Source organism: Amycolatopsis sp. NBC_00345, assembly GCF_036116635.1.
Lineage (GTDB): Bacteria > Actinomycetota > Actinomycetes > Mycobacteriales > Pseudonocardiaceae > Amycolatopsis.
The window spans coordinates 1,991,828-2,005,731 of record NZ_CP107995.1 but is presented as its reverse complement, the minus strand read 5'-3'; the positions used below and the strand labels follow the sequence as shown (position 1 = coordinate 2,005,731).

General features: G+C 70.6%; 13 protein-coding genes. 8 read left to right on the top strand and 5 right to left on the bottom strand.

Annotation, left to right across the window (positions count from 1 at the left end):
- Positions 1-2: 2 nt before the first annotated feature.
- Genes OG943_RS08860 through OG943_RS08850 form a run of 3 tightly spaced genes read right to left on the bottom strand, consistent with a single transcriptional unit; the run spans position 3 to position 2,499 of the window.
- Positions 3-773 carry an SDR family oxidoreductase gene (locus tag OG943_RS08860; RefSeq protein WP_328609219.1) on the bottom strand — a complete coding sequence of 257 codons (771 nt, stop codon included), beginning with the start codon at positions 771-773 and terminating at the stop codon, positions 3-5.
- A 14-nt stretch (positions 774-787) separates the two neighbouring features.
- Entirely contained in the window at positions 788-1,855 is a 1,068-nt protein-coding gene (locus tag OG943_RS08855) for a D-2-hydroxyacid dehydrogenase (protein ID WP_328609218.1), read from the bottom strand.
- The gene (locus tag OG943_RS08850) at positions 1,855-2,499 is read right to left on the bottom strand and encodes an RraA family protein (RefSeq protein ID WP_328609217.1); all 645 of its coding nucleotides are present in this window, start codon (positions 2,497-2,499) and stop codon (positions 1,855-1,857) included. Before OG943_RS08850 ends, OG943_RS08855 begins: the two co-directional genes overlap by 1 nt.
- A 257-nt stretch (positions 2,500-2,756) precedes the next feature.
- Between OG943_RS08850 and OG943_RS08845 the strand changes: the two genes are divergently transcribed.
- From OG943_RS08845 to OG943_RS08810, 8 genes are all read left to right on the top strand, one after another.
- Positions 2,757-4,094 (top strand): MFS transporter, encoded by a 1,338-nt coding sequence (locus tag OG943_RS08845; RefSeq protein ID WP_328609216.1) that lies wholly within the window; start codon positions 2,757-2,759, stop codon positions 4,092-4,094.
- 26 nt (positions 4,095-4,120) lie between these two features.
- The gene (locus OG943_RS08840; RefSeq protein WP_328609215.1) at positions 4,121-4,927 is read left to right on the top strand and encodes a LamB/YcsF family protein; all 807 of its coding nucleotides are present in this window, start codon (positions 4,121-4,123) and stop codon (positions 4,925-4,927) included.
- A gap of 20 nt (positions 4,928-4,947) precedes the next feature.
- Complete coding sequence (locus OG943_RS08835) at positions 4,948-5,679, top strand: 5-oxoprolinase subunit B family protein (RefSeq protein WP_328609214.1); 732 nt, start codon at positions 4,948-4,950, stop codon at positions 5,677-5,679.
- On the top strand, positions 5,676-6,668 hold the full coding sequence (locus OG943_RS08830) for a biotin-dependent carboxyltransferase family protein (protein ID WP_328609213.1): 993 nt from the start codon (positions 5,676-5,678) through the stop codon (positions 6,666-6,668). The genes OG943_RS08835 and OG943_RS08830 overlap by 4 nt, the downstream gene beginning before the upstream one ends.
- Positions 6,669-6,724: 56 nt before the next feature.
- On the top strand, positions 6,725-7,522 hold the full coding sequence (locus tag OG943_RS08825) for an SDR family oxidoreductase (RefSeq protein ID WP_328609212.1): 798 nt from the start codon (positions 6,725-6,727) through the stop codon (positions 7,520-7,522).
- Between the two features lie 19 nt (positions 7,523-7,541).
- Positions 7,542-8,708, top strand: coding sequence for a pyridoxal phosphate-dependent aminotransferase (locus OG943_RS08820; protein WP_328609211.1), 1,167 nt, complete (start codon positions 7,542-7,544; stop codon positions 8,706-8,708).
- A gap of 37 nt (positions 8,709-8,745) precedes the next feature.
- A complete protein-coding gene (locus OG943_RS08815; protein WP_328609210.1) occupies positions 8,746-9,342 on the top strand; it encodes a TetR family transcriptional regulator in 597 nt (198 codons plus the stop codon).
- Positions 9,343-9,417: 75 nt separating this feature from the next.
- Positions 9,418-9,849, top strand: coding sequence for a hypothetical protein (locus tag OG943_RS08810; RefSeq protein WP_328609209.1), 432 nt, complete (start codon positions 9,418-9,420; stop codon positions 9,847-9,849).
- 23 nt (positions 9,850-9,872) lie between these two features.
- Here the strand turns inward: OG943_RS08810 and OG943_RS08805 are convergent, their stop codons facing one another.
- Both OG943_RS08805 and OG943_RS08800 read right to left on the bottom strand, forming a co-directional pair.
- On the bottom strand, positions 9,873-13,007 hold the full coding sequence (locus OG943_RS08805; RefSeq protein ID WP_328609208.1) for a GH116 family glycosyl hydrolase: 3,135 nt from the start codon (positions 13,005-13,007) through the stop codon (positions 9,873-9,875).
- 116 nt (positions 13,008-13,123) lie between these two features.
- On the bottom strand, positions 13,124-13,894 hold the full coding sequence (locus OG943_RS08800; RefSeq protein ID WP_328609207.1) for a fumarylacetoacetate hydrolase family protein: 771 nt from the start codon (positions 13,892-13,894) through the stop codon (positions 13,124-13,126).
- Positions 13,895-13,904 lie beyond the last annotated feature (10 nt).

The window sequence follows — 13,904 nt, the reverse complement described above, 5'->3', positions numbered from 1 at the left end:
TCTCAGACGACGACGGTCATGCCGCCGTCGACGAAGATGACCTGTCCGTTGACGTAGTCCGACGCGTGGGAGGACAGCCACACCGCGGGACCGACCAGGTCGGCCACCGTCCCCCAGCGGCGAGCCGGGGTGCGGCCGAGGATCCAGCTGTTGAACTCCTCGTCGTCCACCAGGTTCTGCGTCATCTCGGTGTGGATGTACCCGGGTGCGATCGCGTTGACCTGCAGCCCGTCGCCGGCCCATTCCGCGGTCATCGCCCGCGTGAGGTTGCGCAGCGCGCCCTTCGCCGCGGTGTACGGGCCGATGGTCGGCCGGGCCAGGTCGGTCTGCACCGAGCAGATGTTGACGATCTTCCCGGCCCGGCGCGGCAGCATCCGCGCGGCGACCGTGCGGCCCACCAGGAAGGCGCCGGTGAGGTCGATGTCCACCACACGCCGCCAGTCCGCGAGGCTCACTTCGAGCAGGGGTTCGCGGTGCTGGATCCCGGCGTTGTTGACGAGCACGTCGATCGCGCCCACGTCGGTCTCGATCGACTCGACGGCCGCGGCCACCGCGGCTTCCTCGACGATGTCGAACGCCCGGGCCGCGATCCGGTCGTCGCCGAACCGCTGGGCCAGCCTCGCGCGCGTGTCTTCCAGCCGGGCCGGGTCGAGGCCGTTGAGCACGATCGTGGCCCCGGCGTCGGCGAGCCCCTCGGCGATGGCGAGCCCGATCCCGCGGCTCGAACCGGTGACCAGGGCGACGCGGCCGGTGAGGTCGAAGACTGAAGGCATGTTTTCTTTCCTGGTCAGTAGAACTCGAGGGTGTTCACGCGGTTCAGCAGGCTACCGCCGTCGAGCAGGCGCGTGGCGTTGGCGGCGAACAGTTCCGCGATGCGGCGGTCCTCCGCGACGTCGAGCGCGGCGGTGTGCGGGCTCACCAGCACGTTCCCATGGGTCCAGAGTGGACTGTCGACGGGCAGTGGCTCTGTTTCGAAGACGTCGAGGGCAGCGAACCCGATCTGTCCGGACTCGAGTGCGTCGATCAAGGCGGCTTCGTCGACGACGCTGCCGCGGCCGACGTTCACCAGGGTGGCGCCGGGCCGGAGGGCATCGAACACCCGGCGGCCGAGCAGGTGCCCGGTCGCCGCGGTGCCGGGCAGGGTGTTCACCACGGCGTCGACGTCCGGGGCCACCTCGGTCAGCCGGTCGGGATGGACGACCCGGGCCACCCCCTCGACGGCGACCTGGCGCCGGCTCACCCCGACCACCGTCACGCCGAGCGCGTGGAGCTTCCGCGCGACGACCCGGCCGATCCCGCCGAGGCCGAGCACGAGCACCGTCTGGTCAACGAGTTGCTTCATCGTCCACCGGCCGCTCCACTCGCGGTCACGCTGCTGGCGGTTCAGCCGCGGCAGGCTCTTGGCCCCGGCGAGCACGCCGAAGACGGCGAATTCGGCGAGCGGTCCCCCGTGCACCCCCGCGGAGGTGGTGAAGACAACGCGTTCGAGCTCGCCGGCGGTGAGCCCGGCCGCCTGGACCTGGCCGCCACCACCGGCGGCCATCGTGTGCACCCAGCGCAGCCGGTCGTTCGAGCGGACCGCTCGCGCCAGGGCCGCGGGATCGACGTCGGGAATGCCGTAGAGGGCGTCGGCCGAGTCGATGGCCGCCTCGTAAGCGCGCTGCTGCCCGGGCGTCCGCCGCCAGGACGGGTCGCCGGCGAAGTCGGCGGGCCAGCGCATCGGCGGCAGGAGGTCGTGGTCGAGCGCCAAGTCGACACGGGGTTCCAGTTCGCGGATGCGGGCGCGGTTCGCCTCGGACAACGGCGCGGCGACCGCGACCCGGAGCCGGTTCGGTGTGTGGGCCTCGGTTCCCATCAGGCCGGCCGGCTCCGCAGCTCGGCCACCTCGGCGTCCAGCCGCGCCTCGCGGGCGACGATCTCCTTGACCGCCGTGAGGGCCTCTTCGACGCGGTGCTGCGGGATGACGATCACGCCGTCGTCGTCGGCCGCGACGATGTCCCCGGGGTGCACGACCACGCCCCCGATGGCGACCGGTTCGCCGATCGTGCCCGGCCCGTTCTTGAACGGGCCGGCCGGGGTGAGCCCGCGGGCGAAGACGGGGACGCCGAGGTCCTTGATGATCGCGCCGTCCCGGACGTAGCCGTCGATCACCGCACCGGCGGCTCCGAACGCGGCGAACCGCTGGGCCAGGTTGTCGCCGACGATCGCGCGGCCTTCGTAGCCGAAGGCGTTGATGACGAGGATGTCCCCGGGCCGGATGTGGTCGAGCGCGGCGATCACGGCCTTGTTGTCGCCGGCGACGGTGAGCACCGGCAGCGCCGAGCCGACCGCCTTCGCCCCGCTCCAGGTCGGCACGATGCCGCCGTCGACGATGTTGAGGCGGTCGAGGGCGTCGCCGAGATTGGCCACGGAGTGCTCACGGAACCGCTCCAGCACGCTCTCCTCGACGCGCTCCCACTCCCTGCCCACGCGCACGTTGTCCTGGGTCACTGAGTCCATCCCGTCCGGTCTCGAAATGCGAATACGTTCTCGTTTCGTCGTGGCGATTGTGCCTTCGTCATCGCCCGGAAACAAGACCCTAACCAAAGTTGACCTGGTCATTAACGCAGAGGGTTGACCGCCTCAAAATGAGAATCTAGTCTCATCTGCGATGCGGGTCGCACTCCGTCACATGGAGTGGCTACCGGCACCGACCGCGGTCAGCGCACGATGGCAGGACACCGTTCCCCGGGGTCCGCGACACCGAAGGTGAACTCATGACCACGTCAGATCAGCTCGGCCCTCCAGCGGTCGACATCGTTGCGCCCTCCGGGCAGGTCGTCCGGAAAGCCACCATCGCGGGCGCGATCGGCTCCTTCGTCGAGTGGTACGACTACGGGATCTACGGACTGCTGGGGACGTACCTGGCAATCAACATCATGGGCGAAGCCGGCGCCGGCGGGCTGCTGCTCACCAACGTCGGCTTCCTCGTCAGCTTCATCGCGCGCCCGTTCGGCAGCATCATCTGCGGGTACCTCGGCGACCGGCTGGGCCGGAAGTCGCTGCTGGCCGCCTTGCTGGTGCTCATCTCCGCCTCGACCGCCGCGATCGGCCTCATCCCCTCGCACGCGATGATCGGCGTCGCCGCCCCCGTCCTGCTGGTCGCGCTCAGGGTGCTCCAGGGCTTCTCGGCCGGCGGGGAGGTGGCCGGCGCGATGTCCTTCGTCGGCGAGTACGCGCCGACCCCGCGGCGCAACTTCGCGATGAGCTTCATCGCCGTCGGCTCGTTCGTCGCGCTGATGTTCGGCAGCGTCTTCTCCGCCATCCTCATCACCGCGCTCGGCGACAGCACCATGACGTCCTGGGCGTGGCGCCTCCCGTTCCTGCTGGCGGTCCCCCTCGGCTACGTGGGCTTCTACATCCGCCGCCGGCTGGAGGAAACCCCGCACTTCCAGGCGTTGCGCGAGCGCAACAGCGTCCCGCGCAACCCGTTGAAGACGACGTTCACCTCGCGGCGCCACCTGAAGGCGATCGCGCTCACGATCTTCCTGCCCGCGCTGAACGGCCCGGGGTACTACCTGCTGTTCGTGTACATGCCGACCTACCTGAAGACGTCGCTCGGCGAAGGGCACAACTTCTCCATGCTGCCGGCGCTCGCCGTCACCGCGTTCAGCCTGATCGCCATCGTCATCTGCATCCCGCTGATGGCCCGCCTGTCCGACCGGGTCGGCCGCAAGCCCGTGCTCACCGTCTCGGCGGTCGCGATGGCCGTCGTGTCCTACCCGATGTTCCTGCTCATCACCACCGGCACGTTCGCGCTCGCGGCGATCGCCACCGTCGTGCTCGCGATCGCCTTCTCCGGGCACGCCGCGGTGGTCCACACCGTGCTCGCCGAAATGTTCCCCACCACCGTGCGGTATTCGGCCTACAGCATCGGCTTCAACATCTCGACCGTCATCTTCGGCGGCAGCGCCCCGCTGGTGATGACCGCGCTCATCAAGTCCACCGGGTCCAGCCTGGTCCCGGCCTTCGCCTCGATCCTGACCGCCCTGATCACCCTGGTCTCCATCGCGTTCCTGCGCGAGACCAAGGGCCAGCCGCTGGCAGCCGGCTGAACCGCACAACCCCGGGAGACACCACCATGGGAACCACTTCAGTGGCCGTCGTCGCCGATCTCGGTGAGAGCTTCGGCAACTACACGATCGGCGACGACAACGCCCTGCTCGGGCTCGTCACCGCGTCGAACATCGCGTGCGGCTTCCACGCGGGCGACCCCCGCGTCATGGACCGGACGGTCGCCGACTGCGTCGCCCGCGGCATCGAGCTCGGCGCGCATCCCGGGTACCCGGACCTCGTCGGGTTCGGCCGCCGGCTGATCGAGGCGTCCGAAGACGAGATCCGCACGGACGTCCTCTACCAGCTCGGGGCGCTCGACGCCTTCGCGAAGGTGCACGGCGCGGCGATCAGCCACGTGGCGCCCCACGGCCGCATGGGCTCGATCGCCCAGACCGACGCCAAGCACGCCCGCGCCATCACCGACGCGGTCGCCGCCTACAACCCGGACTACGTCGTGATCTGCCAGCGCGGGCTGCTCGCGCAGGAGGCCGGCAAGCGCGGCCTCGATGTCGGTTACGTCTTCCTCGCCGACCGCGGGTACGGCGACGACGGCATGCCCGTCGCCCGCTCGCACCCCGGCGGCCTGATCCACGATCCGGCGCTCATCGGCGAGCGCGCCGTCCAGGTCGTGCGGGAGGGCACGGTGCGCTCGGTCGACGGGAACGTCGTGCCGCTCGGCCACGACGCCGATGTCCTGCTCCTGCACGGCGATCACCCCGCCGTGCTCGAAAACGGCACGTCGTTGCGCACCGCGCTCGACGCGGCGGGGGTCCGGGTCACCGGCCTGCGGGACGTCCTGACCGAGAAGGCGAAAGCCGCGGCCGCCCGCTGAGGCCGCGCACGGACGCCGAGATGACCACCGCACAGCCCACCACCATCACCGTCGAGCCGTTCGGCGACTCGGCGGTGATGGTGACGGTTCCGCACGCCGATCAGGCGGTCCGCCGGGCCGCGATCGTCGCGTTCCGCGAACGGTTCCTCGCGCGCCGGCCGCCGGGGGTGCTCGACGTCGTCTCCGGCCTCGAATCCCTGCTCATCGAGTTCGACCCGCTGGAAACCTCGCCCCGGCACGTCGAATACGCGGCGCGCCTGCTGGCCGAGTCCCCCGCAACCGATGACGCCGGGCAGCGCCGCTTGGTCCACGAGTTCGCCATCCCGGTCGTCTTCGACGACGAGACGGGCCCCGACCTCGTCTCCGTCGCCGACGAAGCAGGCCTGGCTCCCGGCGAGGTGGTCGAGGCGATCGCGGAGTCCGTCTTCACGGTTTCCTTGCTGGGGGCGGCAATGGCGCCGATGATGGACGGCCTGCGGATGCCCCGGCCGGTGCGCCGCCGCGCCGAGCCGCGCACGGACGTCGCCCCGGGGGCGGTCATGATCGCCGGCACCCACGCGATCATCCAGCCGTTCCCCGGCCCGACCGGCTGGCGGGTGGTCGGCCGCACGCCGCACACCATCGTCGACATCACGCGCCCGGAACCCGTGTCGTTCGGCACCGGCGACCTCGTGCGGTTCGTGCCCGTCAGCCCGGCCGAAGCGACGGCCCTGCAGGGCAGCTTCCTGCTCCCGAAGGCGGTGCCCACATGACGGACGTGGCGCTCGAGATCACGAAAACCGGGTGGCTCACGACGTTCCAGGACCTCGGGCGGCGCGACACCGAACGGCTCGGCGTCCCCACCGGCGGTGCGGCCGACCAGCACTCCGCGGTCGTCGCGAACCTCCTCGCCGGCAACCACCGCGGCGCGACACTGCTGGAAAACCTCGGCGGCGAGCTGGCTTTCGTGCCCGACCACGACGTCCTGGTCGCCGTCACCGGGGCACCGTCCCGGGTCACCGTCGGCGGCGCGCCCGCCGGCGGCTGGGCCCCGGTGGTGGTGCCCGCCGGGCAGGAGCTGCGGGTCCACGACGTGCGGCACGGCACCCGGACCTATCTGGCCGTTCACGGCGCGATCGCCGCGGAAACGTTCCTCGGCAGCGCGGCCCCCGATGCCCGCATGGGTTTCGGCCAGGTTCTCCGCCCGGGGACGCGAGTGATGGTCGAGTCCGGGTTCGGCGGCTTCCGGTCGTTCGACCAGCCGGTGTTCCGGCTGCCCGTCCCCACGCTGCCACTCGACCAGGGGCCCTGGCTCGTCGACGTCGTGGAAAGCCATGGCAGCACGGCGATTCCCGGCATCCGCGAGCTGATCGCGGAGTCGTCCTATGTGGTCACCGACCGCTCCAACCACGTCGGCCTCCGGCTCGGCGGCCCGGTCCGCCACCCGGAGGGCGAGACCGAGATCGCGTCGCACGGCGTGCCCGTCGGAGCGCTGGAAATCCCGCACGCGGACGAGCTCATCGTCCTCGGCCGGTACCGGAGCCTGACCGCGGGCTACCCGATCATCGGCGTCGCCGCGCGCACTTCACTCCCCCTGCTCGGCCAAGCCGGCCCGGGCCGGGAACTGCGGTTCCGCTGGATCGACCGCGAGACCTCCGTCCGCCGGTCCGCCCAGCGGGAAGCCGAGGTGCGCACGCTCGAACGGGCCGCGGCCGACGTGTTCGGCGCCTGGGGGCTCCGCCGCGCACTTGCCCCCGACTAACTGAGAACGTAGTCTCAAATGAGAACAGACAGTCACTTCGTTCGGAGAGGAAGAGCGTGACGAAACTGGTCGGCACGACCGCTCTCATCACCGGCGCCGGCAGTGGCATGGGCCGGGAGACCGCCCGGCTGCTCGCCGCCGAGGGCGCCGCCGTCGTGCTGCTCGGCCGGCGGCAGGACGCGCTCGACGAGGTCGCGGCGCAGATCCGCGCCGACGGCGGAACCGCGCTCCCGATCGCCGCGGACATCACCAGCGCGGACGACGTGTCCCGCGCGCTCGCCCGGGTGCACGCGGACCTCGGCCCCGTTGACGTCCTCGTCAACAACGCGGGGAGCGCGTCGGCGGTGCTCAACCCCCAGTGGCTGCCGCACGACGAATGGCGGCAGGTCCTGGAGGTGAACCTCACCGCGGTCTTCCAGCTGACCCAGGCCGTGCTGCCCGGCATGCTGGACCGCGGCGCCGGGACGATCGTCACCGTCTCGTCGCTCGCCGCGGTCAATCCCAACCTGCTCGGCGGCGCCGCTTACGGTGCGGCCAAGGCCGGCGTCCGCAACTTCATGACGTTCCTGCACAACACTTTCCGCGGCCAGGGCCTGCGAGCCATCACCGTGCTGCCGGGCGAGGCGGACACCCCGATCCTCGATCACCGCGCCCGGCCGCCGGCGGCCGAGGAACGTGCCCACATGGTGCAACCGGTCGACGTGGCGGAGGCGATCCGCCTCGCGGTCACCTTGCCCCAGCGGGTGGTCCTCCAGGAGATCGTCGTCGCCCCGACCCGGCAGCGCGACACCTCGGCCGACCTTGAGATCAGCCGCTGGACGGGCGCTCCGGCCCCGTCCGCGCCCCGCAACTGAACCAGCCCAGGAGAACCGCGTGACCCTCACCCTGCTGCCCGAGTTCGCCCCCGCCGAAGCCGTGACCCGGATCGTCGCGGCCTCCCGCCGCAAGCAGCAACCGCAGTCGTCCGGCGACCTCGTGTCGCTCGCCATGGGCGAACCCAACTTCGACACCCCGGAGCAGGTGACCGAGGCCGCCGCCGCCTCGCTGCGCGCGGGGCGCACCCACTATTCGCCGCTGCTCGGGGAGGTCGCACTCCGGGAAGCGCTCGCCGACAAGCTTTCCAAGATCGCCGAGGCTCCGGTTTCGGCCGCCGACATCCTGGTCACGCAGGGCGGCACCGCCGGCCTCGCCGCGTCGATCCTCGGCATCGTCGACCCCGGTGACCGGGTCGTGATCCCCGATCCCACCTACTCGCTCTACGCCGACCTGGTCAGCATGGCCGGCGGAGTGGTCGTTCCCGTGCCGCTCGCGGACGACCTGCACTGGGACCTCGACCGGCTCGGCGACGCCCTCGCCGGCGCGAAGCTCTTCGTATTCTGCAACCCGGGCAACCCGACCGGAATCGTGCACAGCCGCGCCGAGCTGGAAGCGCTCGCCGGGCTGCTCGACGGCACGCCCACCCTCGTGATCTCCGACGAGGCCTACGCCGACCTCGACTACACCGGCCGCCCCTTCACCTCGGCGATCTCGATCGACGGCCTGCGCGACCGGACGCTCTACTGCCAGACCTTCTCCAAGAGCTACGCGATGACCGGCTGGCGCGTCGGCTACCTGTGGGGCCCGTCGCCGCTCATCCGGGCGACGGCGCGGATCCACAACACCTTCAACGGTTCGGTGAACACGTTCGTCCAGGACGCCGCGCTCGCCGCGGTGCGGACCGGCGACGCCGACATCGCCCGGATGCGGGCCGCGTACGAGCGGCGCCGCCAGATCATGAGCGAGCGGCTCGCCGCGATCCCGGGCCTCACGCTGAGCGCGCCCGAAGGCGCGTTCTACCAATTCCCGCGGTACGACCTGGACCTCCCGTCCACGGACCTCGTCGCCAAGCTCACGGAGTTCGGCGTGGCGGTCCGGCCGGGCGCCGAGTTCGGCGCGCACGGCGAGTACCACTTGCGTCTCTCCTACGCGGCGAGCGAAGAAGCCATCAAAACCGGGGTCGCCCGACTGGGCGAGGGACTCGCCGCCCTGCGCGGCTCGTAAGATCGTCCCCATTCCGAAGTGAGGAGCGGACCGGGTCGTGCGCAGTGACACGGAACGAAACCGGCGGCGGCTGGTCAAGGCGGCGGCCTTCCTGGCCGGCCGGCACGGCACCGCCGTGAAGATGGCCGACGTCGCCGAACGCGCCGAAGTCGCGGCCGCCACCGCGTACCGGCACTTCGGCTCGGTCGAGGAAATCCTCGCGGAGTACCGGTTCGACGTCGGCCTGCGGTTGCTCACGTTCAGCCAGCGGGCCGAAAGCCACGGCATCACCCTGCTCGACGAGGTGAGCCGCGAGTGGGTGCGCCTGGTCGTCAAGCACGGCCGGGCGATGGTCCACACCCGTTCCGGCGAAGGCTATCTGGCCCGGCTCCGGTCCGGCGCGCACTACCTCACGGTCCAGGCCGACGCGCTCGCCCGTCCCATCGCCGAGGCCGCCGAAGAACTCGGCCTCCCGGCCCCCGGCGACGAAGGCCATTTCCTCTGGAACATCCTGTTCGACCCCCGCGAGATCTTCGACCTCAAGGACACCGTCGGCCTCTCGGAAGCCCAGCTCAGCCGTCGCCTCGTCGCGGCGTACTGCGGCAGCCTCCGCGGTTGGACGCTCGACGGCGCGCCGGAAGACGCCGACCGGTAGTCCGGCTGATGTGAGAGCATCGGTTCCCATGAGGAATCCGCTGGGGGACGACACTCTCTGCCTGGTCCGGGCCAGATGACGGGACATCAACCCGCGCGGTGGATCGACGCCGACCGCCTGCCCGAGGACGTTCTGGCGCTCGTCCGCACGCTCGGCCCGGACGAGGACCTGCGCATCGTCAGCGATGGCACCACGATCGCCACGATTTCCGGCGCACCCAGCACGTTCCACTCCGGAATCAGTGACCCGGGCAGCCGAAACGGCGGGACCGCCGGACGCTCGTCATTCGCCGAAGAGAACGTGACACTCGTGGCCACCGCGATGAAGCTGTCGGAGTCGGCCCGGACAACGCTGTCCGCTCAGCTCGGCCCCGACTACGTGGTGGTGGATCTGCACTCGGCCCCCGAAAGCGTGGACGTGCTGCTGATCCCGCCCGTCACCGTGACTCACCTGAACCAGATCACCAGCGCTACTGCCAAGACTCGTGAGTGTTTAGAACGGTTCTAACCGTCATAAACACTCACGAGCTTTCAGCCAAGGGAAACGGTGGCCGTGAGCGTCGCGCCGGCCGGTAGCGTGACCGGGGTGGCGAGACCGATGGTGATCAGGTCGCCGGTCACGGTGACCTCCGGCGCCGGCAGTTCCCGGCGGTCGAGCTGCAGCCGAACCCGCGGACTGCTCGCGGGCGCGGCCGGCAGCTGCAACTGGAGCTCGGCCAGCCGGACCTCGCCGTAGCGCACCTCGACCGAGGAAACCTGGTGCCGGGCCGTGCGTCGCTGCCGGAGCAGGCCCCAGCCGCCGGCCGCGGTGAACGCGGCGGCGAAGTCCTCCGGGCCGATCCTCGGGGCGAAGGTGAGCTTGCCCTGCGGCCCGTGACAGGAAAACCCGCAGGCGGCGAGGAAAACGCTGTACCCGGCCATCGCCCGCGAGTAGTGCCCGCTGCATTCGATCTCGTTGTACGGGTTGCGTTTCGCCGGCGAATACCGGTTGTGCACCGCGCGGGTGACGATCAGGCCCTCGTCCACCATACCCTCGTAGATCATCTGCGCGGCGAGCTGGTACTCCTGGCCGGTCCAGGATTCGTTGAAGTACATGGCGACCCCGGCCGGCGGGTTGCCGTTGGCCTCTCCGGCACCGCCGTGCGGGAAGGTGGTCATGATCATCGCGGGCTCGCCGGCCATGGCGTACCAGCGGCCGCCGGGGATCGCGGTGTTCGCTTCCCGGTACGCGGCCGGGTCGAGCACGAAGTTGTACCGGTAGATACTGGCCAGCGCCGTGCTCGCCTGCGCCGGGTCGAAGATCCTCGGCAGGCCGAGCTGCCAGGCGGCGTTCTGGCCGAGCATCTGGTCGATGTGGCAGCCGGCATTGGAATTGGGCGCGTCCGGCGCGGCCGGGTCGATCAGCTGGATGAAGTACTCGCCGTTCCACAGCTCGGTGGCGATCGAGGAGATCCCGGACCGCGCCAGCCCGGTGCAGGTCTGCGCGAACGCGGTGTCGCCCATCTCGGCCGCCATCGCGGCACCGGCATACAGGGCGGCGTCGTACATCCCGGTCAGCCAGGCGATCTCGCCGTACCAGATCGCGTCCAGTGTATTGGGCTGCGCGCCGGCCAGCGTCCCGTTGTGCTTGGTGTCCTTGCTGATCACCCAGGTGATCGCCTGCTTGATCCTCGGCCAGTTGGCCTGCAGGAAACCGTTGTCCGGGGCCAGCTGGTGCTCCCGGTAGATCCGCAGGATCGTGCCGCACTGGCCGTCGGTGGCCCAGGCCCGGTCGGCCTCGGCGCGGTTGCCGATCTCCCCGGTGTCCGGGTGGAAGCCGATGCCGAGGTCGACCCGCTGCCGGGTGTCGCGTTCCAGCGTGGGGAACAGCCGGGCGATGCTGTGCGCGTAACTCCAGACGTGTTCGCAGGTGCCCGGCGCGCAGTTGACGCCCTCCCAGGCGTAGAACCGGCCGTCGGACAGGCGCAGCGCGACGTTGGTGGCCAGCGTCGCCGCGGTGTGCAGGGTCCGTTCCAGCAGCCAGTGCGGCAGCGTGGCGTCGTCGTACCAGGTGCGCACCCACAGCCGGGTCGCCGTCTCCAGCCGGACCAGGTTGGCGGCCAGATAGGCGGTCACGCTCTGCGCCGAGGCGAAGGAACTCGCGTAATGCCGTTGCAGGGTGCCGATATCGGTGAGGAAGGACAGGGCGTTCCGGTCCGGTACCGGGAAATACCAGGCGAGCACGAACCGGACGCTGCGGCTCTCGCCGGGCGCCAGGGCGAACCGCGCGGTGACCGCGCCGGTGATCGTGCCGAGCGCGCCGTCGATGCTCGCCGGTCCGGGTCCCGAGGTGGCGATCGCGGTGGGGCTGCTCCAGTCCGCGATCGAGGGTCTGACGGTGATGTCGCCGAGTGCCGCCGACGCGGCGCCGGGCAGACCGTCGCCGAGCACCGCCGAGATGCTCTGCGTGCCGCCGTCGGGCAGGGTGCCGATCGGCGGGACGCTCGCCGGCACGTCGGTGAAGCTGATGTTGCTGACGTTGACGTGCCCCCAGCCGCCGGTGGCCGAGTCGACGATGCTGATCTGCGCGGACTTGCCCTGGTAGCGAAGGAGATCGAGGTACCGCAGGTGCATCGGCTCGGTGTCGTCCCCGGCGAGCGCGCCGACCACCTGGCCGTCCACCACGACCTTCAACGCGGTCGCGGCGGGGTCGTTGCCGCCGCCGACCCAGGCCGCGACGTAGCGGCGGGACACCGTGAACGTGGCGCTGGTCAGCGTGCCGACGTAACTGTCGGCCAGGGTCGCGTCGCCGGCCGCGGTGATGAAGTCGTGCGAGGTGACGAACTGCGGGCCCTGCGCGTTGAGGTTGCCGAAGCGCAGCATGTAGTCGGGTACGGCGCTGACCTGGACCGGCCCCGAGCCGAACGCGGTGCCGGTGACCGTCCAGCCGGGGTAGCCGGGGTTTTCCCAGCTCTCGAAGAGAATGTCCGGCCGGGTGCTGGTCACCGGCTCGTTCGCGGCGGTGAACTGCACGCCGCGATAACCGGCACCGTCGATCTCGTTGCTGGACAACGTGATCGGCGTTCCGGTCCGGGCCCGCAACGCCACCGGGTTCTCCGCCCAGCCGGTCAGCTCGGCGACGACCCGGGAATCGGAGGTATTGGTCAGGGTGTAGGCGGCCACGGTGGCCGGGAGCGTGGAATCGTCCGCCTCGCCCGGGATGAACGGGGCGAAGGCATCCAGGTGCATCGAGACCGGGCAACCGCGATCGCGATAGTCCACCTGGCCGAGTGGGTATTGCCCGGTGAAGGTCACCTCGGCGAATCCGGTCGCGTCGACGGCCCGCGCCGTGCTGGCGCCGTGCGCGGTGGTACGCAACACGAAACCGTTGCCGAACGGGGAGAACTGCAGGTTCGGGTCGGCATAGGCCGGCCCGCCGCAGTTGTCCCACGGCGAGGCCGGCGCGTTCGAAACATCCCAGTACCAGAGCTTGCCGTCGCCGCCGAGGTACACCTGGCCGCAGGCACCGCCGCCGATCGGCATCCCGATGTAGCGCAATTCCGTGCCGGTACAGGAGGTCGGGGCGCCACGCTGGTAGAGCGCGGCGATGTCGGCTGTGCTGATCCGCTTGTCAGCCGGGGCGAGAAACTGTCGACCACTCAGTTGGCCGGGGCCGTGCGCTGCCATTGCGCCTCCTGAGAAATCCATTTCTCATGCGACTTCTTCCGAAGCTTGAGTCGCCGGACTCAGGTTGTCAACGACTGACCCGGTAGGCCTGAAGCCGGTGGGGAAATGCCACCCGATCAGCCGACAGCGCCCGATCCCCCTTGGATTACCGGGTTTGACAACGTTCCCACCCCGCTGATCTCGACGCCGACCTCGTCTCCCGGGTTCAGGGGGCCGACGCCGGACGGGCTGCCGGTGAGGAGCACGTCGCCCGGGCGCAGCGTGAACCACTGGGTGACGTAGGCGACGAGGGCGCCGACGCCGAAGATCATCTCGCTCGTCGAGGCGTCCTGGACTGTCACGCCGTTGACCTGAGTACGCAACCGGAGCGCCCCGGGGTCGGGGATCTCGGTTTCGATCCACGGGCCGAGCGGGCAGAAGGTGTCCGCGCTCTTGGCCCGCGCCCATTGCCCGTCAGCACGCCACTCGGCCGCGGTCACATCGTTGACACAGGTGTAGCCCAGCACGTAATCGCCATAGGACGGCTCGGGGACGTTACGCGCCGTGCGGCCGATGACGACCGCGAGCTCGCCCTCGTACTCCAGCCGCGTCACCTCCGCCGGGCGCACGATCGCCGCCCTTGGGCCGACCACGGCGTTCGGCGCCTTGAGGAACAGGGCCGGCCGGCTCGGCCAGGGCCGGTCCTTCTCCCGGACCTGACTGCCGTAGTTGCTGCCCGCGCAGACGATCGTCCGCGGCTCACACGGCGCGAGCAGGCTCACCTCGTCGAGCGGCGCGATCCGCCGCCCCGGCCGACGGTCCGGCCCGGCGGCCAGTTCGTGGACGTACTCACCGACCACCGCGCCGGCCGCCGTGTGCTGTCCCCACTGGTACCTGACGATGCGCACGACTCCCCCG